Source organism: Paraburkholderia sp. BL21I4N1 (assembly GCF_002973525.1).
GTDB lineage: Bacteria > Pseudomonadota > Gammaproteobacteria > Burkholderiales > Burkholderiaceae > Paraburkholderia.
Genome location: NZ_PVEN01000021.1, coordinates 77,855 through 100,580, shown reverse-complemented (window position 1 = coordinate 100,580; position 22,726 = coordinate 77,855). Strand labels below are relative to the sequence as shown.

Genomic DNA, 22,726 nt, shown 5'->3' with positions numbered 1-22,726 from the left:
CAAGCGCGCTCAACGAGAATAAGGCGGCGGTTCGTTCAGCACCGCCCAGAACATGCCGAGGTCGTTGATCGCGGCCATGAAGTCGTCGAACGCGACCGGTTTCACCACGTAGGCATTCACGCCGAGATCGTAGCTACGCAGCAGGTCGCTTTCCTCACGCGACGACGTCAGCATCACCACCGGAATCCGCTTGAGATTATCGTCGCCACGCACGGCCTTGAGCACCTCGTGACCGTCGATCTTCGGCAGTTTCTTGTCGAGCAGAATCACCGCCGGATTTTCTTCCGACCGATCCGCCCATTGCCCTTCGCGCCGCAAATATTGCAGCGCTTCCGCGCCGTCGCGTAACGACACGACCGGGTTCGCGAGGCGCGTTTTCTCCAGCGCGATCAGCGTGAGTTCAACGTCGTTTGGATTGTCTTCTACTAGCAGGATCGGTCGTAGCACGCTGTTTCCTCATTTCGGTTCATCTTTCGACTCCTTCGGCACCGGGCGGAAGCGCTTGCCCGGCGACAACGCGGTCAGCCGCGCCACCGCCGCCGCCGCGGACTCCTCGCCCTGACTGGCGTCGGCAACGAAGACCTGCGGCAGCGAGAAATGCAGCGCCGCGCCCTGACCGATTTCGCCGACGGCCCAGGCTTTTCCGCCATGCCGCTCGACGATGCGTTTGACGCCAGCAAGCCCAATGCCCGTGCCGGGAAATTCCTCGACACGATGCAGCCGTTGAAAGACGCCGAAGAGTTTGTCGACATAGCGCATGTCGAAACCGACACCGTTGTCTTTGACGAAGAAAACGTCTTGACCGGCGAGTTCCGCTTCGCCCGCATGACGGCCGATTTCGATCACGGCATGTTCGCGGGTGGACGTGAATTTTACCGCGTTCTCAATCAGGTTTCGGAGCACCACGTGTAGTAAAACCGCGTCGGCGGTGACGTGACCGAGTTTGCCGACCTGCCAGGCGATCTCGCGCGGCGCGGCCTCTTTCGCTTCGTCGGCGATTAGCGCGTTGACCATCGACGTCACGTCGACCGATTGCGCACGCAGCGCCGCGCGGCCCATCTGCGAGAAGGCGAGCAGATCGTCGACCAGTTTGCCGCCGAAGCGCGCCGACGACATGATCCGCTCGACGAAATGCCGGCCGCGTTCGGACAGGCGCTCGCTCTCCATGTCGCGCAGCAGATCGGCGAAGCCGACGATATGCCGCAGCGGTGCGCGCAGATCGTGCGAGACGGTGTAGGAAAAGCCTTCGAGTTCCTTATTCGCGCGCCCGAGTTCGAGCGCCAGCTGCGCAAGTTCCTCGGCGCGGCGCAGCACGATGCCGAGCAGCGCGGTGCGGAATTCGAGCGCGATTTCGAGTTCCGCGGGACGCCACGCGAGCGAATGGCCTCGCACCGTATCGGTCCAGACGTCGAAGCTCTTGCGCGGCGACAGCGAATCGGCGAGGCCGGCCAGTTTCGCGCGCGGGTCGCCGGCCCATTGGATCGTCTGCACGACTTCCTCGCGAAACCACAGCACGTAGTTGCGAAACAGCTTCGAGATCGACACGGCGAGCAGGCCGGCATAGTCCGGATGAGCCGGCAAAACCGGGCAGGCGGTGGCGAGCGAGTCGGTGGCGAACGTGTCGTCGACCTGCGTGTCGAGCCATTCGACGAGCGTCGCCACGGCCGCTTCGGACGGCGTGGCGCCGACCAGCAGAATGCGTCCGTCGAAGACGATCGCCGCGCCGTCCGACGCGGTCAGTCCGAGCAGATCTTTGGGGGTGTCGACGAGCGCGTCGGCGAAGCTGTCCGTGTTGGCCATCGCGGCGAGCGAGCGCGCGAGCGTGCGACGCAACGCAAGGCGGTATTCGGATTCCGCATGGGCTTCTTTCGCTTCGATTTGCAGCGACAGCACCTGGGCGATGTGCTCGCACGCGCTGCGCACTTCGAACGGCGGCACCCGTGCGCTGTCGTGGTGGCAGGAGATCAGCCCCCACAGTTTGCCGCACACCACGATCGACATCGACATGGACGACAGCGTGCCCATGTTCTTCATGTACTGCACGTGGACCGGCGAGACGCTGCGCAGCGACGAGTAGGTGAGGTCGGTGGGCCGATCTGTCGACGGATGCAATGGCGGCACAAGCGGCGCGGCTTGGTAGTCGGCGTCGGCGATCAGACGGATGCGGTTGCGCACATAGAGCGCACGCGCTTGCGCGGGAATGTCGGCGCTCGGGAAGCGCTGGCCGAGATAGGACGCATAGCCCGGCTCGATATGTTCGGCGATCACGTGCCCGCTGCCGGCTTCGTCGAAGTTGTAGACCATCGTGCGGCCGAAGCCGGTGATGCGCTGTACTTCGTCGGCGGCCAATTGCGCGAGGCCGTCGACGCCGTCCACCTCCTGCAGACGGTTGATGAACGTGCGCACCAACGGGTACATCGACGAGAACACGTCGAGCGTGCCGCGCGCCGGTTCCAGCTCGACGATCGCAATGTCCTGATGACGATGCACGATCACCGCGAACGGTCTGCCCGGTGTACCGGCCTCGTGCGAAGGCGGCGTACCGGCGCGGCGCGCGCGCGGGTCGCTCATGGAGCCGAGATACAGCGGAATGCCGTCTTCGCGATGCGTGCCTAGCGCCTCGACGATGCGCGCGGCCCACGCGTCGTCCACGAGTTGCGCGACGGGTTCGCCCAACGCGCGCTCGGGCGGCAGGCCGGTGATGGCGGTGATATTCGCGCTGACCTGCAGCACCGTGCCGTCGGCGGCGAGGCTGAACAGAAAGCCATGCGGCTGGATGCCGCCGGGAATGTGGATGGGTTCTCTTGCGCAGTTGTCTTCAAGGCTCGAAGACACGGACGATGTGAGGTCTGCCATGCGTGCTCCACGAACGGTATAGGGCATTTTCGCATAGCGGGCGTGGCGGCGGCGGTGGGTGGGCTGGCAGGTGTGGTTATCGACGTCGTTGGCGTTACCGTTGTCGCTGATTGTCGCCGCCCGAGGCCGCCACTCACAATCGCCGTGGATGAGCGAGGAAGAATCGCACCATTTCCGCGGCGGCGTCGGGGCCCGACGCGTCCGTGTACGTGCCACGCGGACTGCCGCCGGACCACGCATGGCCCGCGCCGTGAATCGACCAGTACTCCGCCTCGACCCCGTTCGCGGCGAGCCGGCGTTGCGCGGTATAGCGGCGCGGTTGGTGGGACGCGCGTGGGGTGTCGAATTGCGCGGCGGCGGTAGCGCTTGCGCTTGCGGTGATATCCGCGGCACTGGCGTCGAACGGCGCGACGAGCGCGATCCCATTCGACGGGTGCACGGTCTGATCCGCGTCGCCATGAAACACGATCAGCGGACGTTGCGGCACGGTGGGCGCGCGGTGGCGTTGCGCGCTCATGCCGCCTTTCATCGCGGCGAGCGCGGCGGGCAGACCCTTCGCGCTGCCGTAGGGCAGGCCCGAATGCACACCGCCGGCGGCGTACAGATCGGGTGACGTGGTCAGCATGATGTGCGCCATCGCGCCGCCCGCCGACAGACCCGCCACATACACCCGCGCCGGATCCACGCGATAGCGCGCCATCACCTCGCGCGTGATGCCGGCGATCAGCGACGGCTCGCCCTGATCGCGCTGCTGATCCTCGGGCTTGAACCAGTTCCAGCACGTCGAATGATTCGCCGCCTGCGATTGGTTCGGGTAGACGACGAGGAAGCCGTGACGCTCCGCCAGTTCGTTCATGCGGGTGCCGGCGGCGAAGTCGTCGGCGTTCTGCGTGCAGCCGTGCAGCATGACGATCAGCGGCAGCGGCGTGCCGTTATAGACAGCGGGTACGTATAGCTTGTAGCCGCGCTGGCCTGCGTGATTGCAGAACGTGTGCGTGCTGAAAACACCGGGGGCGTCGGCGTCGATGGTGGTGTCGGCCGAAGGGGGCGCTTGCGTTTGGGCGTACGCGTTGGTCCACGCCTGGGTCCATTCGCCGGCGCTGCGGGGCGTGTTCGGGTGCGAGGAATTGGGCTGTGCTGGCCGCGCCTGTCGTGCGCTGTTGCCGGCGTTGCTGCTGTGGTGGTCGCCGCCGTGTCCGTGGTCTTTGCCGCCCGAGAGCGCTCGTTGAACCGCGGCGGTGGCTTCCTTCGGGCCTTTCGTGCGCAACAGGTCGAAGGCTTCTTTCATCGACTTCAAAAAATCTTCGTTCACTTTCATGATGGTTTGCGTTGCCCTGCGTTGAGGCGTGAGCGAGGCTCGGGGCGAGCGTCGCTGGCTACGCCGTGCAATCAATCTATCGACCGACACGCTCGTCTAGCTGATGCGGCCCGCGAGCGCCGCCTTGACCGCTGGCGACGCGTGAAACGCGCCGAGCACCACCACCGACGCGATCGTGGCCGCCGCGAGTTCCGGCGGGACATCGGCGGCGATGCTGGCGAGGCCGAGCACGTGAATGTCGAGTTGCTCATGGGCGGCCTGCGCGGTTTCGAGATCGCGCCGCGAGAAATGCTGCAGGCCGAGCACCATCGCGCGGCGCGTCACGGTTTCCGTGACGACTTGCGCATGCACCGCGAGCTGGTTGCGGATCGCCGTGCGAATCAGGTCGGTGCGGTTCGAATAAAAACCTTCCTCGACCAGCAGATCGATCTGCCCGAGGTCGACCGGGCCGAGATTGATGGTGATCTTTTCGGTCTCGCCGCCTTTCGGGCGCGAGGTATCCACGAGGTTGAGCTTAGGCATTCACACTCCGTTTAGCATCCGTACAGCATCTCTTTGCCATCCAATGGGATGGTTATACGCCTTTGGCGAGACCGAGGTCAATGAGAAAAAACGGGGTGCGTTGAGTCCGTCGACACCAGCGCATGCTTCTTGCTGCGATAGCCGAACCCTCGCGGCGCAATCTGCGGCAGCTGACACGCCGCGCCGTGCGCATACCAGTATCAGCCCGACCGATCAGCAGGGAGCCGACATGAAACGATTTCAGCAAACGCTATGCGCTGCAATTTTTACCAGTGCGATGTGCTTTCTGACCGGGTGTGGGGGCGGGAGCGGCGGCGGATCGAGCAGTAGCAGCACGACACCGCCGGCGGGTGGCGTCACGCTGCAAGTGGTGTCGTTCGGCGACAGCCTGTCGGATGTCGGCACTTATGCGCCGATCGCGAGTACGGTGGGTGGCGGACGCTTCACGACCAACCCCGGGCAGGTGTGGACTCAGGACGTCGCGCAGTATTACGGCAACACGCTCACTGCGGCGTTCACAATCAACCTGACGCATGAATTGAGTCCGCAAAGCGGCCTCGGCTACGCGGAAGGCGGCTCGACGGTGGCGACACCGGCGGACCAGTACGACTTCCTGACCGACGTGATCGGCAACGTCGAGATGCCGGTCAATCAGCAGGTGGGAAGCTACCTGAGCACCCACACGAGCTTCAACGCGAACCAGTTGGTGCTCGTGTGGGCCGGCGCGAACGACGTGCTGCGCGCGGGCACGCTGCCGAGCGCCGCACCGGTCGTGCAGACGGCCGCCGCGGCGCTTGCGCAGATTGTCGGACAGATTGTCGGGAATGGCGCGACGCATGTGGTGGTGGTCAACTTGCCGAATATCGGGCTGTCGCCCAAAGGACTTGCGCAGCCTGATGGCGGAGCCAACCTGACCCAGTTGTCGCAACTCTTCAACAGCGACCTCACCACGGCGTTGCAAGCCAATGGGCTGCAAGGCAAGGTGATTCAGGTCGATGCTTATACCTGGCTGAACAGCATCATCGCGAACTTTCAGAGCTACGGCTTCACGGTGTCGAACACCGCGATGGCCTGCGATCCGTCGAAAACGCCCGACGACACGTCGTTGCTATGCTCGCCGGCCACTTACAGCACGGCCAATGCCGACCAGACCTACATGTTCGCCGACGACCTGCATCCGACGACGCATGTGCATGCGTTATTCGCGCAGTACGTCGAGCAGCAGATTGCTGCGAGCGGGTTGGGGCATTGAACGTCGGCGCGCCTAGGCTCGTGCCGCTTCAAGCTTTTGCATGGGGTCTGTGACGCGATGTCCGGCGCCGATGAAGGGCTTTTCGATCAGGCGGTACGACATCTCCGCCAGCAGCAGCGTCGCCGCTAGGTAGACGGCGAATTGCACGCCGTAGCCGATCCGGGTCAGCTTCAACGGATCCGGGAGGACCTCGTAGTAGCGGAAGAACAGGTCCTGATAGCACTGAACGATCACCCAATGCGCGAGATAGATCGCGTAGGAGCGCGACCCCACGTACTCGAGCGCTGTTCGAACGAGCGGAATATCAAAGATCCAGCCGCGCCTCAACGCGGCAAGCCAGACCAGCACCACGGACACCAGCTCGTACGACATCAGCGCGAACGACGACGTGTCGAAATTGGGCCCGGCTCGCCCGTCGAGCAGTGCCGTGTTGGTCACGCCTGGAAGCAGAGCCAGCGCGGCGCAAAGCATCGCCACCAACACGGTTTTTATCACCCCGCGAACGCCGGCGGATCGCAGGATGAATGCCGGAATTCGAGCGCCCGCCAGAATGGAGCGGACCGATGCGCCACGAGCGTTGGCGCTCGGCCGCTGCATGAAGAGCGTGAGCAATACGCCGTAAAACAGGGCATCGAATCGGGTATGCGACACGTTGATGATGTTGCCCGCTGTCATTGGCCGGAACACGACCAGCACGACGACGATGCACGCGCAGACCGCCAGCACCCGGCTTCGCTGCGACGCTGCGACGACGAGAAGGATCGGCGCGATCAGATAGAAATGCTCTTCCACCGATAGCGACCAATACGGCGCGAGATTCTGGGTGACCGCTCCGGCCGCCAATGCGTAGTTGTAGACACCGCCAAAGACCGCGACGATTTCTCTCGCAACGTCCTGCGGATGCGCGAATCCCGCGACGCTGCCGTCGTCCTTGAGCAGCATGGACGCAATGAGGCAGAGCACCGCGTAGAAAGATGCCGACGGCACGATCCGGAAGAGCCGGCGCAGATAGAAACTCACGACCGGCGCGCGGCACGCGATCAGACGGCGCTCGATAGCGAGGCCGCCGAGCGGCGGCAGCGAGTGAATGAACGAGCCGGAGACGACGAACCCCGAGATGACGAAGAACAGGTCCACGCCGCTGAACGTCGAATACAGGAACGGGGAGAAGAGTTGAGAGAACGGCGCGTGAGCGTAGACGACCAGCAACACGGCGAACGCCCGCAGCCGTTCAATTTCGGGATTCCTGCTAGCGCTCATGTTGTTCGCGGTCGTTTCAAGATCCCAGCTTTCCGGTTGAAGACGTGATCGATGCGATTACGCCCGTTCGGCTGTCGACACAATGGGCTGCACGTTTGCTGCGCGTCGTGCGTCGTATTGGCGTCCGAACCACAACACGAACCCTCCAAAGACGATCACCATCATGCCGACGACGCTGAGCTTGTCGGGGATATGGTCGAACAGCATCCAGCCCAGCAAGGTTGCCCAAATCAACTGCAAGTACATGAACGGTGTCAGCACGGACACCGCGGCATTACGGAAAGCATGAATGACCAGCAGGTGACCCACACCGCCATACACGCCGAGAGAAAGCAGTTGCAGCGTCTGCGGCAAGGTGGGAACCGGACCGCTCCAGATCCACGGCAGCGCGAGATTCATGCAGACGGCGCCGCCCATGGCCGTGTAAAACAGAAGCGTCATGCTGTTTTCGGTCTGGCTCAATTGGCGGGTCAGTATCTGATAGACACTGAAAGCCAGCGCCGATGCTAGCACGAGCAGCACGCCGGGCAGCGGCAATGCACCGCCGGGCCGTGAGATGAGCAGCGCGCCGATGGCCCCGATCACGATCGCGATCCAGCCGCTGCGGCCGACCTTCTCGCCGAGCCACGGTCCCGCCAGCAACGTGGCCAGCAACGGCGACACGAACGCGAGTCCGGCAGTCTCCGCCAGCGGCATGGTCCGCAAGGCCAGGATGCCGAACGTGCTGGTGGCGAGCAACAGCAGTGCGCGGATTATCTGCAGGGGCAGATGACGTGTCGCGAACAGCGAGAGGCCCCGCGACGGCAGCAACGCCACGCACATCACGACGAAGTGGACCGTGTAGCGGGCCCACACGAGCAGCAGCACCGAGAAGGTGAGCGACAGATGCTTGCCGGTGGCGTCCATCGCCGCCAGCAGCAGTTGGGACAGCAGCAGCAGCCAGATGCCGCGCAGCGGATTGGGTGAAGTGACTGACATCGGATTCGGTTCGACTACATCAACACAATGTCGTACTGCTCCTGACTCAGATTCGACTCGACCTGCAACGACACCGGCTTGCCGATGAAGTCGATCAGCATGGCCAGATGCTGGGACTCTTCCTCGAGAAACAGATCGATCACCTGCTGCGACGCCACCACGCGAAACTCGCGCGGATTGAACTGCCGCGACTCGCGCAGAATCTCGCGCAGCACGTCATAGCACACCGTACGCGGCGTCTTGACCTGCCCCTTGCCCTGGCAAACCGGACACGGTTCGCACAGCACATGCGCCAACGATTCGCGCGTGCGCTTGCGCGTCATTTCCACCAGCCCAAGCTGCGAGAAACCGTTCACGGTCACACGCGTGCGATCGCGCGACAAAGCCTTCTTCAATTCGCCCAGCACCTGATCGCGATGCTCGACGTTCTCCATGTCGATGAAGTCGATGATGATCACGCCGCCGAGATTGCGCAGCCGCAACTGCCGCGCGATGGTATGCGCGGCCTCGAGGTTGGTCTTGAAGATCGTATCGTCGAAGTTGCGCGCGCCGACATAGCCGCCGGTGTTCACGTCGATCGTGGTCATCGCTTCGGTCTGGTCGATCACCAGATAGCCGCCCGACTTCAGATCGACGCGGCGCGACAATGCCCGCTGAATTTCCGCCTCGATGTTGTACAGATCGAAGAGCGGCCGCTCGCCGGTGTAATGATGCAGTTTCGACGACACCGCCGGCGTGAATTCCGCGGCGAAGTCGGCAAGCATCTGATACGTCTCGCGCGAGTCGACCTGAATGCGCGAGGTCTCGTCGTTGACGAAATCGCGCAGCACGCGCTGCGCCAGATTCAGATCCTGATAGAGCAGGCTGGTCGGCGGCATGCGCTGACCCTGCGAGATGATCGTCGCCCACGTCTTGCGCAGATAGGAAACGTCGCCGGCCAGCTCTTCGCTGGTTGCGTCTTCGGCGATGGTGCGGACGATGTAGCCGCCTTTTTCGTCGGCGGGCAGTACGGCGGTCAAACGCGCGCGTACCGCTTCACGTTCGGCCTCGCTCTCGATTTTCTGCGAGATGCCGATATGCGGCTCCTGCGGCAGATACACGAGCGTGCGCCCGGCAATGCTCACTTGCGTGGAGAGCCGCGCGCCCTTGGTGCCGATCGGATCCTTCACGACCTGCACCATCAGCGTCTGACCTTCGAAGACGATTTTTTCGATCGGCTGATGCGGCGCCTGATGCTGCGGCTCGCCGGCAATGCGCGGATGCCAGATATCGGCGACGTGCAGAAACGCGGCGCGTTCGAGACCAATGTCGATAAAGGCGGACTGCATGCCCGGCAACACACGGACGACCTTGCCGAGATAGACGTTGCCGACGCGGCCGCGCGACAGCGTTCGTTCGACGTGAAGTTCCTGGACGGCGCCTTGCTGGACTAGCGCGACGCGCGTTTCCTGCGGCGTGACATTGATCAGGATTTCTTCATTCATGGTGTTGTTTTAGAAGTCGATGCGCACTGCGCGCAGGAGCGCAGCGGTTTCAAAAAGAGGCAAACCCATGATACCTGAATAGGACCCGTCGATATGTTCGATAAACTCAGCGGCGCGTCCTTGCACGCCATACGCGCCCGCTTTGCCGAGCGGCTCGCCGCTGGCCGCATAGCGACGGATCGCCTCTGCGTGCAGTGCAGCAAAACGCACCTTCGACACCGACAGCGCGGCGGGCAGCAACGCGCCTTCCGCATCGATCACGGCGATCGCCGTCAACACTTCGTGGTCGCGGCCGGCGAGGCGCGTGAGCATCGCGACGGCGTCGTCGGCGTCGAGCGGCTTGCCGAGAATCGCGCCGTCGATCGTGACGGTTGTATCCGCAACCAGAATGGGCCGCGCCGCATGGCCGCCGGCTTCGAGGCGCGCGCGCGCCGCCCGCGCCTTGGCGACGCAGACGCGCTGCACGTAGTCGCGCGCGGACTCGCCGGGCAGCTCGGCTTCGAGCGCTTCGGCGTCTTCATCGGGGCGGGGCAGCAGCAATTCGAAACGCACGCCGAGTTGTTGCAACAACTCCTGGCGGCGTGGGCTTTGCGAAGCGAGGTAGACGAACGGATGTAGGGGCTGCAGTGAATCGGCGGACGTGGGCATGAACAGGTCTCGATGAATCGGAAAAGCGCGCGAGATGCACGAAGTGCTCGAAATGCGCGTTTCCGTCAGCAGCCTCGTTCGCTCATACGCGATGGTAGGGGTGATTCTGCGTGATGGTCCACGCGCGGTAAAGCTGTTCGGCGAGCAGCACGCGGACCATCGCGTGGGGCAAGGTCAGGCTCGACACGCGCAACAGCATATCGGCGCGTGCTTTCAGATCGGGGTCGAGCCCATCCGCGCCGCCGATCAGAAACGCCACGTCGCGGCCGTCCTGCTGCCAGCCGGGCAGTGCGCCCGCCAGCTGCATGGTGGTCCAGTCCTTGCCGCGCTCGTCGAGCGCGACGATGCGCGCGTTCTTGGGCAACGCGGCTTCGATCTTCAGACGCTCGGCCGCCATGACGCTTTCCGCCGGCCGCCCGGACGAACGCTGCTCGGGCTTGATCTCGCGCAACTCGATACGCAACTCGGGCGGCATGCGCTTCGCGTACTCGTCGAAGCCGGTGGCGATCCAGTCCGGCATCTTATGGCCGACGGCGAGGATATGCAGTTTCATCAGCGGTGGAATCGGAGACGTTGACGACGTGCCGGCACAGGGCCGGCCCGCCCGGTTGCCCTTATTTGCGGCGAACCGGCGTCTTGCGCGCGGGCTTCTTCACGGCCGGCGCTTCTTCTTCGTCTTCCTCGTCGTCGGGCTCGCTCGAACGCGCGCCGCCGAACGGATCGGGCGTGGACAGCTTGATGCGCACCGGCTTGTCACCCCAGATTTCCTCGAGGTTGTAGTACTGGCGCAGCGCCGGTTGCAGGATGTGGACGACCGCGTCGCCGCAGTCGACCAGCACCCATTCGCCGACATCGTCGCCTTCGGTGCTGATGACGTCGCCGCCGTTTTCCTTGACGCTTTCGCGCACGCTGGAAGCCAGCGCCTTGGTCTGGCGGTTCGAGGTGCCGCTCGCGACGATCACGCGATCGAACAGCGACGTCAGGTGGCTGGTGTTGAACACCTTGATGTCTTGCGCTTTGACGTCTTCGAGAGCGTCGACGATCACGCGTTGCAGTTTACGAATATCCATGGGGTTACCGGTGGTACAGATGATGTTGAAGAATATAGTCCCACACCGCGGTGGGGACATGGCTTGCGGCCCGGGCCTGGCTCTGGTCTTGCGGCTCGGCGCCCGCGAGGGCGAGCCGCTGGCTTACCTGTTCGCGCAGATGCGCACGAATGTCGGTGGCCGAGACGTTGAACGCAAGCGTCGTATCGATCAGCAAGTGGCCGCAGGGCGTGGCTTGCAGAACGTCGGCGCGGGCACTGCGCGCGTCGATTTCATGAGCGACCGCCGGTGGGATCGACGCGAGGTCGAAACCGGGCCGGGTGGCCGCGCAAATATGGGCGAAGTCGAACAGGCGCCGCCAGTCGCGCCATGTGTCGAGATGCACCAGTTGATCCGCGCCCATCAACAGCGCTATCGATGCATCCTTGCCTTCGCGTTCACGCCAGCGTTGCAGCGTGTCGAGCGTGTAAGTCGGACCCTCGTGATCGATCTCGTCGGTCGCGACACGCACGGTGGCGTGCGGCAGCACCAGGTCGCCGGCCGCCGCGCGAGTCATGGCGAGGCGATGCACGGCCGGTGAGACGTCCGATTTCTGCCACGGCTGGCCGGCCGGCAGCAGCACCAGTTCGGTCAGTTGCAGCACCTCGGCGAAACGCCGCGCGAGCGCGAGATGGCCGTCGTGGATCGGGTCGAAAGTGCCGCCCAGCAATCCGATCCGGCGCGGCAGGGCAGCAGGGTGAGCGTTCGGCTTCAGGTGAAGGTCCTTTGTCGTGGCCACGTGCGGGGCGGTCCGGGCGGAAAGCGCGTCACACCCAGTCGCGCGGCACGAGAAAATCGCTGTAAAGACGCGCTTCCGGCGTGCCCGTTTCGGGCTGCCAGTTGTAGCGCCAGTTCACCACAGGCGGCATGGACATCAGGATCGACTCCGTGCGTCCGCCGCTCTGCAGCCCGAACAGTGTGCCACGGTCGAAGACCAGATTGAACTCGACGTAGCGTCCGCGCCGGTAAGCCTGGAAATCGCGCTCGGCCGGTCCGTATGGAATGTTGCGGCGCTTTTCGACGATCGGCATATAGGCGGCGAGGAACGCGTCGCCGACACTCCTGAGCATCGCGAACGACTGATCGAAGCCCGGCGCCGAAAAATCGTCGAAGAAAATCCCGCCGATGCCGCGCGCTTCGTTGCGATGCTTGAGGAAGAAATACTCGTCGCACCAGCGCTTGAAACTTGGGTACAGGTCGGCGCCGTAAGGCTGCAGCGCATCGCGGCAGGTGCGGTGGAAATGCCGCGCGTCTTCTTCGTAGCCGTAGTACGGCGTCAGATCCATGCCGCCGCCGAACCAGAACACCGGTTCTTCGCCGGCCTTGGTCGCGATCAGCAGGCGCACGTTCATGTGCACGGTCGGGCAGTGCGGATTGTGCGGGTGCAGCACGAGCGACACGCCCATGGCCTCGAAACCCCGGCCGGCGAGTTGCGGACGTGCCGCGCTCGCCGAACCCGGCAGCGCGTCGCCGGCGACGTCCGAAAAGCCGATGCCGGCCCGCTCGAAGAACTGACCGCCCTCGAGAATCCGCGTGCAGCCGCCGCCGCGCAGCTTTTCACCGGGCGCGCGCTGCCAGGCGTCCGTGGCGAACGTGGTGCCGTCGAACGCGCCGAGCGTGTCCGCGATATGCGATTGCAGGCCTTGCAGCCAGCTGCGCACGGCTTGTGCGTCGTAGCTCGAATCGGTCATGAATGCAGATGCTGAGGGCGGCGCGCTCGTCGTGCCGCAGGTTCATCGTGAAGGGCGAAGGCGGGGTCTTCGTCGGGAAAGGCGCTTGGCCGTACGGCTTGCTTCGTGCGGTTGCGCCGCCGCGGGCCGGCGCCAGCTTTCGCCGACGCACTCTGGCGCCAAGCGCCGCCGCGAAAACCCGCAGTGTAGCGCCGCCGGCGCCACCCGCGGGGAAGCGGCGTAGCCGCTTAGTGCTTGCCTTCGGTCTTGGCGTCGTGCTTGCGGTTCAACGCGCGGTAGCCGATGTCGCGGCGATACTGCATGCCGTCGAAGGCGATCTGGTTGATCGTTTCGTACGCCACCGACTGCGCGCTGCGCACCGAATCCGCCAGACCCACCACGCACAGCACGCGGCCGCCCGAGGTGGTCAGCTTGCCGTCGGCAAGCGTGGTGCCGGCGTGGAACGTGACCGAATCCACCGTTTCAGCGGGAATCCCGGTGATGCGGTCGCCCTTGCGCGGCGTGTCCGGATAGTTGTGCGCGGCGAGCACGACACCCAGCGCGGTACGGCGGTCCCATTCCAGTTCGACCGTATCCAGCGTGCCGGCAATCGCCTGCTCGACCACCTTCGAGAAGTCGCCCTTCAGACGCGCCATGATCGGCTGCGTTTCCGGGTCGCCCATCCGGCAATTGAATTCGAGCGTTTTCGGGTTGCCTTGCGCATCGATCATCAGGCCCGCGTACAGGAAACCGGTGAAGCGGATGCCTTCTTTCTCCATGCCGCGCACGGTCGGCAGAATGATTTCGCGCATGACACGCGCATGTAGTTGCGGCGTGACGATCGGCGCGGGCGAGTAAGCGCCCATGCCGCCGGTGTTCGGCCCCTGGTCGGCGTCGAGCAGACGCTTGTGGTCCTGGCTCGAGGCGAGCGGCAACACATGCTTGCCGTCGACCATCACGATGAAGCTCGCTTCTTCGCCGGCGAGGAATTCCTCGATCACGACGCGCGCGCCGGCATCGCCCAGCTTGTTGTCCGACAGCATCATGTCGACCGCGGCGTGCGCTTCTTCCAGCGACAACGCGACCACCACGCCCTTGCCGGCGGCGAGGCCGTCGGCCTTGATCACGATCGGCGCGCCCTTGGCGTCCAGATAGGCGTGCGCGGCGGCGACGTCGGCGAAAGTTTCGTATTCGGCCGTGGGAATCGCGTGACGCTTCATGAACGCCTTCGCGAAGTCTTTCGAGCTTTCGAGCTGCGCGGCTTCTTTGGTCGGCCCGAAAATCTTCAGCCCGCGCGAGCGGAACAGATTGACGATGCCGGCGGCCAGCGGCGTTTCCGGCCCGACCAGCGTAAACGCGATCTGTTCTTTCTCGACGAAATCGGCGAGCGCGGCCGGCTCGGTGATGTCGACGTTGCGCAGGCGTTCATCTTGCGCGGTGCCGCCATTGCCCGGCGCGACGTAGACGAGCTGAACCCGCGGCGATTGCGCGAGCTTCCATGCGAGCGCATGTTCGCGACCGCCGGAACCGACGACGAGTAACTTCATGTGAATCCCCGAGACTTAAAAACCATAAACGGCTGACGCGGACAGCTCAGCCGTGGAATACCAGCAATACCAGCAACATTCGCGATGCATCCGCGCCGCCGGGGCGCGCTCATTCGTCGGCGATCGCGGCGTTTGTATAGACTTCCTGCACGTCGTCCAGATTTTCCAGCGCGTCGAGCAGCTTCTGCATTTTCACCGCGTCGTCGCCGGTGAATTCGACTTCCGTCTGAGGTTTCATCGTGACCTCGGCCAACTCGGCCTTGAAGCCCGCGGCTTCGAGCGCGGTCTTCACTTTCGGGAAATCGTTCGGCGGGCACAGCACTTCGATACTGCCGTCTTCGTTCGTGACGACGTCGTCGGCGCCGGCTTCGAGCGCGGCTTCCATCAGCTTGTCTTCGACCGTGCCGGGCGCGAACAGGAACTGGCCGACGTGATCGAACATGAACGACACCGAGCCGTCCGTGCCCATGTTGCCGCCGTTTTTCGAGAACGCGTGACGCACGTCCGCCACCGTGCGGGTCCGGTTGTCGGTCATGGTGTCGACGATCACCGCCGCACCGCCGATGCCGTAGCCTTCGTAGCGGATTTCTTCGTAGCTTGCGCCGTCGACCCCGCCCACGCCACGCTGGATCGCGCGGTTGACGTTATCTTTCGGCATGTTGGCGTCGTACGCCTTTTCGACGGCGAGCCGCAGACGCGGGTTCGAGTCGATGTCGCCGCCGCCCATGCGCGCCGCGACCTGAATTTCCTTGATGAGCCGCGTCCAGACCTTGCCGCGCTTGGCGTCGGCCGCTGCTTTCTTATGCTTGATGTTGGCCCATTTCGAATGACCCGCCATACCTTTCTCCATCGCGCGCGCCAGTGGGGCGCACGCATTGTGCAATTGCCGTTGCGATGTTGGGCGCTTGCGCGTGGGAATCGCGAATGCGCGCCTCGACGTCTAACCGTCTGGTGTGAGACCGCACGGGGTGAGCCCCGGCCGTGTCCATGCGCCCTTGGCCCGCTTCCCAAAGCGGGTCGCCCGAGGTTCGCCGCCCGTGTGAAGGCGCGATGCGCCGGGCAATAGCGCCAGTTGAACCGCTCTTTGAGCGGATTCGAATTTTATCACGGCGGCGGGGTGCGGCAGAGGGGGAGGCGGCGGGAAACGGTGACGAAAGTGCGGGGCAGCGGCGTTTTACGCCCGCTGCCCCGCACTTTTTCATGCAGATATCAGTTTTTCGTCCCGAACAGGCGGTCGCCGGCGTCGCCGAGACCCGGCACGATGTACGCATGCTCGTTCAGGTGCGAATCGAGCGACGCGACATACAGCTTGACGTCCGGATGCGCGTCCTGGAACACCTGCACGCCTTCCGGCGCGGCCACCAGCGCGAGGAACATGATGTTCTCGCCGGCCACGTTGCGGCGTTTGAGCACGTCTACCGCGTGCACGGCCGAGTAGCCGGTCGCGACCATCGGATCGCACAGAATGAAGATGCGGTCTTCGAGGTCCGGCAGGCGCACCAGGTATTCGACCGGGCGGTGGTCGTCGGCGCGATACACGCCGATGTGGCCCACCCGCGCCGACGGCACCAGTTCCAGCAAGCCGTCCGACATGCCGATGCCGGCCCGCAGCACCGGCACGATCGCGAGCTTCTTGCCGGCGATCACCGGCGCGTCGATGTCGACCAGCGGCGTGGTCAGGCGGCGCGTGGTCATGGGTAGATTGCGGGTGATTTCGTAACCCATCAGCAGCGTGATTTCACGCAGCAGTTCGCGGAACGTGCGAGTCGAGGTGTCCCGGTCGCGCATATGCGACAGCTTGTGCTGGATCAGCGGGTGATCGAGGATGAAAAGATTAGGAAAACGGCTGTCCTGAGTCATGGCGGGGGCGCAAGCGGCGGCTAGAGGGATCGGTTCGGCGCGCCGCCGAGCCTGCCTCGGGGTGGCCGAGGCTGGCTGGCGGACGCGCCCTGGCGCAAGTTTACCGAAAGAGTACCGTCCGACGATACCGGAGATTGCAGCGACCCGGCGCAGTCCGGCACCGATTCTTCTAGAATCGGGGGATTCTGTGCAACGCTTGGCCATCACGAGGACACACACCATGGACATGGGAATCGCCGGACGCACCGCGCTGGTCTGCGCGGCCAGCAAGGGCCTGGGGCGCGGCTGCGCCGAAGCGCTCGCCGCCGAGGGCGTCAACCTGACGATCGTCGCTCGCACCGCGGAAACGCTCGAAGCGACCGCCGCGGAAATCCGCCGCCAGAGCGGCGTGGAAGTGAAGACGGTGGCGTGCGACATCACCACGCCGGCGGGTCGCGCGGCCGCGCTCGCGGCCTGTCCGCAGCCGGACATTCTGGTCAATAACGCGGGCGGGCCGCCGCCGGGCGACTTCCGCAACTTCACGCACGAAGACTGGATCCGCGCGCTCGAGAGCAACATGCTCACGCCGATCGAACTGATTCGCGCCACCATCGACTCGATGAGCGCACGTGGCTATGGCCGGATCGTCAACATCACGAGTTCGGCGGTGAAGGCGCCGATCGACGTGCTGGGCCTGTCGAACGGCGCGCGCTCCGGGCTGACCGGCTTCGTCGCCGGACTCGCGCGCAAGGTCGCGCCGACCGGCGTGACGATCAACAACCTGCTGCCGGGCCTGTTCGACACCGACCGTATCGCGGTCACGTTCGACGCGCAGGCCAAGGCGCAAAACATTTCCGTCGACGACGCGCGCCAGCAGCGCATGAAGACGATCCCCGCCGGCCGCTTCGGCACGCGCGACGAATTCGGCCGCGCCTGCGCATTCCTGTGCAGTGCGCATGCGGGGTACATCACCGGCCAGAACTGGCTGATCGACGGCGGCGCTTATCCGGGCACGTTCTGAGCGGTCCGGTTTCCAACGGGCGCACGCCAGCGCCCGTGGTTTCATCCTCACTAAAACAACGACAATCACAACGGTTTCAGGAGTCTTACGTCATGAGCACCCGCATCGCGCTGATCGCGCACGATCACAAGAAAGACGACATCGTCAAACTGGCCGGCGAATACGTCGACACGCTGCGGCATTGCGAGATCGTCGCGACCGGCACGACCGGCGGACGCATTGCCGACACGCACGGCCTGACGGTCGAGCGGATGCTGTCGGGTCCGCACGGTGGCGACTTGCAGATCGGCGCGCAACTCGCGGAGGGGCGCGTGGACATGGTGATTTTTCTGCGCGATCCGATGACGCCGCAGCCGCACGAACCGGACATCAACGCGCTAGTGCGCGCGTGCGACGTGCATAACATTCCGTGCGCGACCAATATTTCGACGGCGCGCATGGTGCTCGACGTGCTGACCTTGCGGCTGAAGCAGCAGGGCTGAAGCGGCGGGTTGGCCGCCGCGGCGCGCAAGCAGCGGTTTCGAAGGCGGCCTTGCGCCGCCTTCACGCAACATCACATCAAGGAGACATGATGGTCAAAGCAATCCGATTCGATAAAACCGGCGGCCCGGAGGTGATGAAGTGGGTCGACGTCGAGGTGGGCGAGCCAGGTGCGGGCGAATTGCGCATCCGGCAGACGGCGGTCGGGCTGAACTATATCGATATCTATTTCCGCACCGGCCTTTACCCGTTACCGCTGCCCGGTGGCCTCGGCATGGAAGCGGCTGGTGTGGTGACCGCCGTGGGCGCCGGCGTGACCGGCTTCAAGACCGGCGACCGCGTCGCTTATGTGGCGCGCCCGCCCGGCGCTTATACGCAGGAGCGCGTGCTGGCGGCGGCGCAAGTCGTCAAGGTGCCGGACGCGCTGACCGACGAGCAGGCGGCCTCGGTGATGTTGCAGGGCTTGACCGCGCAATACCTGCTACGCCGCACCTATCCGGTGAAGGCCGGCGACACGATCCTGATCCAGGCGGCGGCGGGCGGTGTCGGGCTGCTGGTGTGCCAATGGGCGAAAGCGCTCGGCGCGACCGTGATCGGCACCGTCGGGTCCGACGAAAAAGCGGAGATCGCCAAGGCGCATGGCTGCGATCACGCGATCGTCTATACGCGCGAGAACTTCACCAGGCGTGTGCGTGAGATCACCAACGGCGCGGGTGTGCCGGTGGTGTACGACTCGATCGGCAAGGACACGTTTACGGCGTCGCTCGATTGCCTCGCGCCGCTGGGCATGTTCGTGAGCTTCGGCAATGCGTCGGGCCCGTTGCCGCCGATCGATTCGTCGGAATTCGCGGGGCGTGGTTCGCTGTTCTTTACGCGTCCCACGTTGTTCACCTACATCGCTAAACGGGCCGAGTACGAGTCGATGTCGACGGAACTGTTCGACGTGCTGGTGTCGGGCAAGGTGAAGACCAGCATCAATCAGCGTTATGCGCTGGCGGATGTCGGTCAGGCGCATGCGGATCTGGAAGGGCGCCGGACGACCGGGTCGACGGTGCTGTTGCCGTAACGTGTGAGCGGGGCGGCGTGGTTGGTTGCGCCGCCTGCGCGTTGCCGTGTCACCTCCGCATTGCCGCATCCTTTACGCGCTACCGCTTTACCTGCGCGTCAGCACGCGGTCGCACTGTTACTTCGCCGCCTCGTTCGAGCCGCTCGCTCCGCCTGCGTCACTCGCGCCACTCACCGCATCGCTCGCTGCCGCTGCGGCCTTGCGCTGTTGCAACCTGTCGATCCGCCCACCGACCACCGCCTTCATGAACGCCTCCGGAAAGTCGTCGGTTGCCGCCCATTCGCCGCCGTTCTTCACGAACACGAACACACCGCGCACCTTGGTCACCGCCGGCGCGCCGACGATCGCCATCAGATCGTCGCGATAGTCGATCGTCACCGGGCAGGACTGGCGGCCGTCGGCAAGCTGTTTGCAATCGGCGGTCGGCACGACGTCGAGCACGCTGTCGGCGAGCGTCGCGGGCTGGTCGCCGTCGTCGGCCTTTTGCGACTGTGCCGCCGGGCCATGAATCTGGCCGTCCACTTTGGTCAGCGCGGCCTTGATCGCCGACTCCATGTTCTCGCGGCCGACCGGCTTGCCGAATGTGTTGTTCAGCGTGGCTGCGTCGTAGCGCGAGCTGATGTATTCGGGGGGGAAGGCTTGCACGGCGAAATTGTCTTTGTCGTCGGGAGTGCGCCGGACCATATAGCCGATCTGCGTCTTCTCCGCGCCGCTTCCGAGATCGGCGAGGCAACCGCGCGAATGGTCGCGGCTGTCGTAACCGACTTCGCGGTAATTGCGGGCATGCGGCAGGCCGCCATTCGCGAGCATCTGCGCACCGGCCATGCTTTTCATCGCGCCTTCGAAGAACAGCGAATCGAGCGCGCTCGTGGTCGACGACGACGTGCAACTCGGTGTCGAGTCGGGCATCAACCTATAAATACCGAAGCCGCCCAATATGACCACGACCACCGCGGCATTGATCAGTAAGCTGGTTTTCGCTTTCTTCTTTTGCCGATCCGTGGCGAGGGTATGCAAACGCGCATCGATACGCGAGTCAATGGCGCGAGTAAACATCAGGATGGCCAGCCGCTTATCGATTTCAACGGATGGGTGTTCCGACCATTGCAGCATCTGAAGCGTGGCCTTTTCTTCAGTGTCCCGATCTGTGTAGTTTTCCGCGATCAGCCAATCCAGCAGTTGCCGCGTCGCCCCAGTCTCGAACTGGATCTCCGGATGCTCGATAAGCCGCTGCCGTGCGGCTTCCGCCGGCTCGGCGCCGATATATTCCTTGAACTCCAGAACGGCCAGTGTGGTGAGGCGATCGTCGTCTTGCGGTTCGGTCCCGTTGAGGGTATTCGAGGAATCGATTTTCATATTGAGCGCGTTGAAGGGGAATTGAGCGGCTGGATTAATCCAATTCAATAAGCATGAAGTGGCAGTGAAAGTCAAAGCCATTCGGGAGGATATCGGCGCGCCATTATGCGTGATCGTTTTGCACTCTGACCAGCGTTAATTCCGCATTGCCGCCATATTCCGCCGCGTAAAGAGCGAGCTTTTTTTCCTTTGTTCCATTAATTTCCGACCGCCCAGTTAAAACGCTCCGTTTACGCAATTTTTACACCGCACGCGGACTCTTTGACCAGGCCTTTACGCGGTTCGGCATAACGTTCCACCTATCCAAAGTCCGTGATATGGAGAACAAAAATGGATGTGCTGTATGTCGGGGGGCTGGTGCTGTTTTTCGCGCTGACCTTTGCATTGATTGCCGGCTGCGAGAAGTTGATGCAGTTTCGTCGTGGGCAGGGAGCGCGGTCATGAACTGGATTCTCTGGTTGTCCGGCGCCGCGACCGCGCTGCTGTTTGCTTATCTGGTCTATGCGCTGTTGCGCGCGGAGGACATTGAATGAACTCGAACAATGTCCTGCAAGCGGGCCTCTTCATCGTCGTGCTGCTGGCAGCCGCGGTGCCGATGTCCCGCTATCTCAGCGCCGTGATGGACGGCAGTTCGCGCGTGGTGCGCCTGGGCGGTCCGCTCGAACGTCTGCTGTATCGCGTCGCCGGCGTCGATCCGTCGAAGGAAATGGGCTGGAAGCACTACGCGATCGCCACAATCGCGTTCAACGCATTGGGCACGCTGTTCCTGTACGTGCTGTTGCGCGCGCAACAGTGGCTGCCGGGCAACCCGCAACAGTTCGGCCCGATGACGGTGGACGGCGCGTTCAACACGGCCGTCAGCTTCGTGACCAACACGAACTGGCAAGACTACACGCCTGAACAGACCGTCGGCTATCTGACGCAGATGCTCGGCCTGACCGTGCAGAACTTCTTCTCCGCGGCCACCGGCATCGTGGTGGTGATCGCGTTGATTCGCGGATTCGCGCGTCACACCGCGCAGACCATCGGCAACTTCTGGGTCGACCTCACGCGTGTGACGCTGTACGTGCTGCTGCCCATGTCGGCGATTATCGCGGCCGTGCTGATGAGCCAGGGCGTGATCCAGAACTTCAAGGCCTATCAGGACGTGCCGACGCTGCAAACCACCACCTACGCCGCGCCGAAGCTCGACGCGCAAGGCAATCCGGTGAAGGACGCGAAGGGCAATGCGGTGACGGTCGACACGCCCGTGAAGACGCAGACACTCGCCATGGGTCCGGTGGCCTCCCAGGAAGCGATCAAGATGCTCGGCACCAACGGTGGCGGCTTCTTCAACGGCAACTCGGCGCATCCGTATGAAAACCCGACGCCGTTCTCGAACTTCCTGCAGATCTTCTCGATCCTGATCATTCCGGCGGCGTTGGCGCTGGTGTTCGGCCGCATGATCGCGGACCGCAAGCAGGGCGTCGCCGTGCTCGCGGCGATGACGATCGCGTTCGGCGTCTGCGTGTTCGGCGAGATCGGCGCGGAGCAGAGCGGCAATCCGGCCTTCACCGCCTTGCATGTCGATCAGTCGGCCAATGCGCTGCAGTCGGGCGGTAACGCGGAAGGCAAGGAAACGCGTTTCGGTATCGCGCAGTCGGGCATCTTCACGGTCGCGACCACGGCGGCGTCGTGCGGCGCGGTCGCCAACACGCACGACTCGCTGACGCCAATCGGCGGCCTCTATCCGATGCTGCTGATGCAACTCGGCGAAGTGATCTTCGGCGGCGTGGGTTCCGGCATGTACGGGATGCTCGTGTTCGCCCTGCTGGCGGTGTTCGTGGCAGGCCTGATGATTGGCCGCACACCGGAATACGTCGGCAAGAAGATCGAAGCGTACGAGATGAAGATGGTCTCGATCGTGGTGCTGCTCACGCCGCTGCTGGTGCTGGTGGGCACGTCGATCGCGGTGCTGACGGACGCGGGCAAGGCGGGTATCGCCAACCCCGGCGCGCACGGCTTCTCCGAAATCCTTTACGCGTTCAGCTCGGCCGCCAATAACAACGGCAGTGCGTTCGCCGGCCTCACCGTGAGCACGCCGTTCTACAACTGGCTCACCGCGATCGCGATGTGGTTCGGCCGCTTCGGCACGATCATCCCGGTGCTCGCGATTGCCGGTTCGCTGGCGTCGAAAAAGCGTATCGGCGTGACCGGCGGCACGCTGCCCACGCACGGCCCGCTGTTCGTCGTGCTGTTGCTCGGCACGGTGTTGCTGGTCGGTGCGCTGACTTATGTGCCTGCGCTCGCGCTCGGTCCTGGTGTCGAACATCTGATGATGATGGGCGCGCATTGAGCCGCT

The 22,726-nt window shown here is 64.0% G+C and carries 23 protein-coding genes; 7 read left to right on the top strand and 16 right to left on the bottom strand.

The window, feature by feature from the left end; translation table 11 throughout:
- Positions 1–9: 9 nt before the first annotated feature.
- From B0G83_RS33605 to B0G83_RS33590, 4 genes are all read right to left on the bottom strand, one after another.
- Positions 10–447 (bottom strand): response regulator, encoded by a 438-nt coding sequence (locus B0G83_RS33605; RefSeq protein ID WP_105511627.1) that lies wholly within the window; start codon positions 445–447, stop codon positions 10–12.
- Between the two features lie 9 nt (positions 448–456).
- Positions 457–2,856: an ATP-binding protein gene (locus B0G83_RS33600; RefSeq protein WP_105511626.1), complete on the bottom strand. Its 2,400-nt coding sequence runs from the start codon at positions 2,854–2,856 to the stop codon at positions 457–459.
- Between the two features lie 133 nt (positions 2,857–2,989).
- On the bottom strand, positions 2,990–4,174 hold the full coding sequence (locus tag B0G83_RS33595) for a PHB depolymerase family esterase (protein ID WP_105511625.1): 1,185 nt from the start codon (positions 4,172–4,174) through the stop codon (positions 2,990–2,992).
- A gap of 96 nt (positions 4,175–4,270) precedes the next feature.
- Positions 4,271–4,696, bottom strand: a complete 426-nt coding sequence (locus B0G83_RS33590) for a CopG family transcriptional regulator (protein WP_105511624.1) — start codon at positions 4,694–4,696, stop codon at positions 4,271–4,273.
- A gap of 229 nt (positions 4,697–4,925) precedes the next feature.
- Between B0G83_RS33590 and B0G83_RS33585 the strand changes: the two genes are divergently transcribed.
- Positions 4,926–5,948: an SGNH/GDSL hydrolase family protein gene (locus B0G83_RS33585; RefSeq protein WP_105511623.1), complete on the top strand. Its 1,023-nt coding sequence runs from the start codon at positions 4,926–4,928 to the stop codon at positions 5,946–5,948.
- A 12-nt stretch (positions 5,949–5,960) separates the two neighbouring features.
- On the opposite strand, the gene B0G83_RS33580 is transcribed toward B0G83_RS33585, so the two are convergent.
- From B0G83_RS33580 to upp, 11 genes are all read right to left on the bottom strand, one after another.
- The gene (locus B0G83_RS33580) at positions 5,961–7,208 is read right to left on the bottom strand and encodes an acyltransferase (RefSeq protein WP_105511622.1); all 1,248 of its coding nucleotides are present in this window, start codon (positions 7,206–7,208) and stop codon (positions 5,961–5,963) included.
- A 57-nt stretch (positions 7,209–7,265) separates the two neighbouring features.
- Positions 7,266–8,186, bottom strand: coding sequence for a DMT family transporter (locus B0G83_RS33575; protein WP_105511621.1), 921 nt, complete (start codon positions 8,184–8,186; stop codon positions 7,266–7,268).
- A gap of 14 nt (positions 8,187–8,200) precedes the next feature.
- On the bottom strand, positions 8,201–9,670 hold the full coding sequence (gene rng, locus B0G83_RS33570) for a ribonuclease G (RefSeq protein WP_105511620.1): 1,470 nt from the start codon (positions 9,668–9,670) through the stop codon (positions 8,201–8,203).
- A 9-nt stretch (positions 9,671–9,679) separates the two neighbouring features.
- Complete coding sequence (locus tag B0G83_RS33565; protein ID WP_105511619.1) at positions 9,680–10,318, bottom strand: nucleoside triphosphate pyrophosphatase; 639 nt, start codon at positions 10,316–10,318, stop codon at positions 9,680–9,682.
- An 82-nt stretch (positions 10,319–10,400) separates the two neighbouring features.
- Positions 10,401–10,871: a 23S rRNA (pseudouridine(1915)-N(3))-methyltransferase RlmH gene (gene rlmH, locus B0G83_RS33560; RefSeq protein ID WP_091795971.1), complete on the bottom strand. Its 471-nt coding sequence runs from the start codon at positions 10,869–10,871 to the stop codon at positions 10,401–10,403.
- A gap of 61 nt (positions 10,872–10,932) precedes the next feature.
- A complete protein-coding gene (gene rsfS / locus B0G83_RS33555) occupies positions 10,933–11,388 on the bottom strand; it encodes a ribosome silencing factor (protein WP_105511618.1) in 456 nt (151 codons plus the stop codon).
- A gap of 4 nt (positions 11,389–11,392) precedes the next feature.
- A complete protein-coding gene (locus tag B0G83_RS33550) occupies positions 11,393–12,145 on the bottom strand; it encodes a nicotinate-nucleotide adenylyltransferase (protein ID WP_105511617.1) in 753 nt (250 codons plus the stop codon).
- A 28-nt stretch (positions 12,146–12,173) separates the two neighbouring features.
- Complete coding sequence (hemF, locus tag B0G83_RS33545) at positions 12,174–13,097, bottom strand: oxygen-dependent coproporphyrinogen oxidase (RefSeq protein ID WP_105511616.1); 924 nt, start codon at positions 13,095–13,097, stop codon at positions 12,174–12,176.
- A 227-nt stretch (positions 13,098–13,324) separates the two neighbouring features.
- Positions 13,325–14,623: a phosphoribosylamine--glycine ligase gene (purD, locus tag B0G83_RS33540; RefSeq protein WP_105511615.1), complete on the bottom strand. Its 1,299-nt coding sequence runs from the start codon at positions 14,621–14,623 to the stop codon at positions 13,325–13,327.
- Between the two features lie 109 nt (positions 14,624–14,732).
- Entirely contained in the window at positions 14,733–15,461 is a 729-nt protein-coding gene (locus B0G83_RS33535) for a YebC/PmpR family DNA-binding transcriptional regulator (RefSeq protein ID WP_105511652.1), read from the bottom strand.
- A gap of 371 nt (positions 15,462–15,832) precedes the next feature.
- Positions 15,833–16,483 (bottom strand): uracil phosphoribosyltransferase, encoded by a 651-nt coding sequence (gene upp / locus B0G83_RS33530; protein WP_105511614.1) that lies wholly within the window; start codon positions 16,481–16,483, stop codon positions 15,833–15,835.
- Positions 16,484–16,703: 220 nt separating this feature from the next.
- On the opposite strand from upp, the gene B0G83_RS33525 reads away from it, so the two are divergent.
- From B0G83_RS33525 to B0G83_RS33515, 3 genes are all read left to right on the top strand, one after another.
- The gene (locus B0G83_RS33525) at positions 16,704–17,483 is read left to right on the top strand and encodes an SDR family oxidoreductase (protein ID WP_105511613.1); all 780 of its coding nucleotides are present in this window, start codon (positions 16,704–16,706) and stop codon (positions 17,481–17,483) included.
- Between the two features lie 92 nt (positions 17,484–17,575).
- Complete coding sequence (locus B0G83_RS33520; RefSeq protein ID WP_105511612.1) at positions 17,576–17,965, top strand: methylglyoxal synthase; 390 nt, start codon at positions 17,576–17,578, stop codon at positions 17,963–17,965.
- 89 nt (positions 17,966–18,054) lie between these two features.
- Positions 18,055–19,029, top strand: coding sequence for a quinone oxidoreductase (locus B0G83_RS33515; RefSeq protein WP_105511651.1), 975 nt, complete (start codon positions 18,055–18,057; stop codon positions 19,027–19,029).
- 117 nt (positions 19,030–19,146) lie between these two features.
- Here the strand turns inward: B0G83_RS33515 and B0G83_RS33510 are convergent, their stop codons facing one another.
- Positions 19,147–20,385 carry a hypothetical protein gene (locus B0G83_RS33510; protein ID WP_105511611.1) on the bottom strand — a complete coding sequence of 413 codons (1,239 nt, stop codon included), beginning with the start codon at positions 20,383–20,385 and terminating at the stop codon, positions 19,147–19,149.
- A 330-nt stretch (positions 20,386–20,715) separates the two neighbouring features.
- Between B0G83_RS33510 and B0G83_RS33505 the strand changes: the two genes are divergently transcribed.
- Genes B0G83_RS33505 through kdpA form a run of 3 tightly spaced genes read left to right on the top strand, consistent with a single transcriptional unit; the run spans position 20,716 to position 22,720 of the window.
- Positions 20,716–20,829 carry a hypothetical protein gene (locus tag B0G83_RS33505; protein WP_028196918.1) on the top strand — a complete coding sequence of 38 codons (114 nt, stop codon included), beginning with the start codon at positions 20,716–20,718 and terminating at the stop codon, positions 20,827–20,829.
- Complete coding sequence (kdpF, locus tag B0G83_RS33500; protein WP_007583461.1) at positions 20,826–20,918, top strand: K(+)-transporting ATPase subunit F; 93 nt, start codon at positions 20,826–20,828, stop codon at positions 20,916–20,918. Before B0G83_RS33505 ends, kdpF begins: the two co-directional genes overlap by 4 nt.
- Positions 20,915–22,720: a potassium-transporting ATPase subunit KdpA gene (gene kdpA / locus B0G83_RS33495; protein ID WP_105511610.1), complete on the top strand. Its 1,806-nt coding sequence runs from the start codon at positions 20,915–20,917 to the stop codon at positions 22,718–22,720. The genes kdpF and kdpA overlap by 4 nt, the downstream gene beginning before the upstream one ends.
- Positions 22,721–22,726: the final 6 nt, after the last annotated feature.

Bases quoted from the DNA above. Each gene is read 5' to 3' on its own strand.
- hemF (WP_105511616.1), bottom strand. From the start codon at position 13,097: ATGACCGATTCGAGCTACGACGCACAAGCCGTGCGCAGCTGGCTGCAA.
- B0G83_RS33575 (WP_105511621.1), bottom strand. From the start codon at position 8,186: ATGTCAGTCACTTCACCCAATCCGCTGCGCGGCATCTGGCTGCTGCTG.
- B0G83_RS33535 (WP_105511652.1), bottom strand. From the start codon at position 15,461: ATGGCGGGTCATTCGAAATGGGCCAACATCAAGCATAAGAAAGCAGCG.
- B0G83_RS33580 (WP_105511622.1), bottom strand. From the start codon at position 7,208: ATGAGCGCTAGCAGGAATCCCGAAATTGAACGGCTGCGGGCGTTCGCC.
- B0G83_RS33525 (WP_105511613.1), top strand. From the start codon at position 16,704: ATGGACATGGGAATCGCCGGACGCACCGCGCTGGTCTGCGCGGCCAGC.
- B0G83_RS33600 (WP_105511626.1), bottom strand. From the start codon at position 2,856: ATGGCAGACCTCACATCGTCCGTGTCTTCGAGCCTTGAAGACAACTGC.
- B0G83_RS33520 (WP_105511612.1), top strand. From the start codon at position 17,576: ATGAGCACCCGCATCGCGCTGATCGCGCACGATCACAAGAAAGACGAC.
- rsfS (WP_105511618.1), bottom strand. From the start codon at position 11,388: ATGGATATTCGTAAACTGCAACGCGTGATCGTCGACGCTCTCGAAGAC.
- rlmH (WP_091795971.1), bottom strand. From the start codon at position 10,871: ATGAAACTGCATATCCTCGCCGTCGGCCATAAGATGCCGGACTGGATC.
- B0G83_RS33565 (WP_105511619.1), bottom strand. From the start codon at position 10,318: ATGCCCACGTCCGCCGATTCACTGCAGCCCCTACATCCGTTCGTCTAC.
- B0G83_RS33595 (WP_105511625.1), bottom strand. From the start codon at position 4,174: ATGAAAGTGAACGAAGATTTTTTGAAGTCGATGAAAGAAGCCTTCGAC.
- B0G83_RS33515 (WP_105511651.1), top strand. From the start codon at position 18,055: ATGGTCAAAGCAATCCGATTCGATAAAACCGGCGGCCCGGAGGTGATG.
- B0G83_RS33590 (WP_105511624.1), bottom strand. From the start codon at position 4,696: ATGCCTAAGCTCAACCTCGTGGATACCTCGCGCCCGAAAGGCGGCGAG.
- B0G83_RS33505 (WP_028196918.1), top strand. From the start codon at position 20,716: ATGGATGTGCTGTATGTCGGGGGGCTGGTGCTGTTTTTCGCGCTGACC.
- B0G83_RS33510 (WP_105511611.1), bottom strand. From the start codon at position 20,385: ATGAAAATCGATTCCTCGAATACCCTCAACGGGACCGAACCGCAAGAC.
- upp (WP_105511614.1), bottom strand. From the start codon at position 16,483: ATGACTCAGGACAGCCGTTTTCCTAATCTTTTCATCCTCGATCACCCG.
- B0G83_RS33585 (WP_105511623.1), top strand. From the start codon at position 4,926: ATGAAACGATTTCAGCAAACGCTATGCGCTGCAATTTTTACCAGTGCG.
- kdpF (WP_007583461.1), top strand. From the start codon at position 20,826: ATGAACTGGATTCTCTGGTTGTCCGGCGCCGCGACCGCGCTGCTGTTT.
- rng (WP_105511620.1), bottom strand. From the start codon at position 9,670: ATGAATGAAGAAATCCTGATCAATGTCACGCCGCAGGAAACGCGCGTC.
- kdpA (WP_105511610.1), top strand. From the start codon at position 20,915: ATGAACTCGAACAATGTCCTGCAAGCGGGCCTCTTCATCGTCGTGCTG.
- purD (WP_105511615.1), bottom strand. From the start codon at position 14,623: ATGAAGTTACTCGTCGTCGGTTCCGGCGGTCGCGAACATGCGCTCGCA.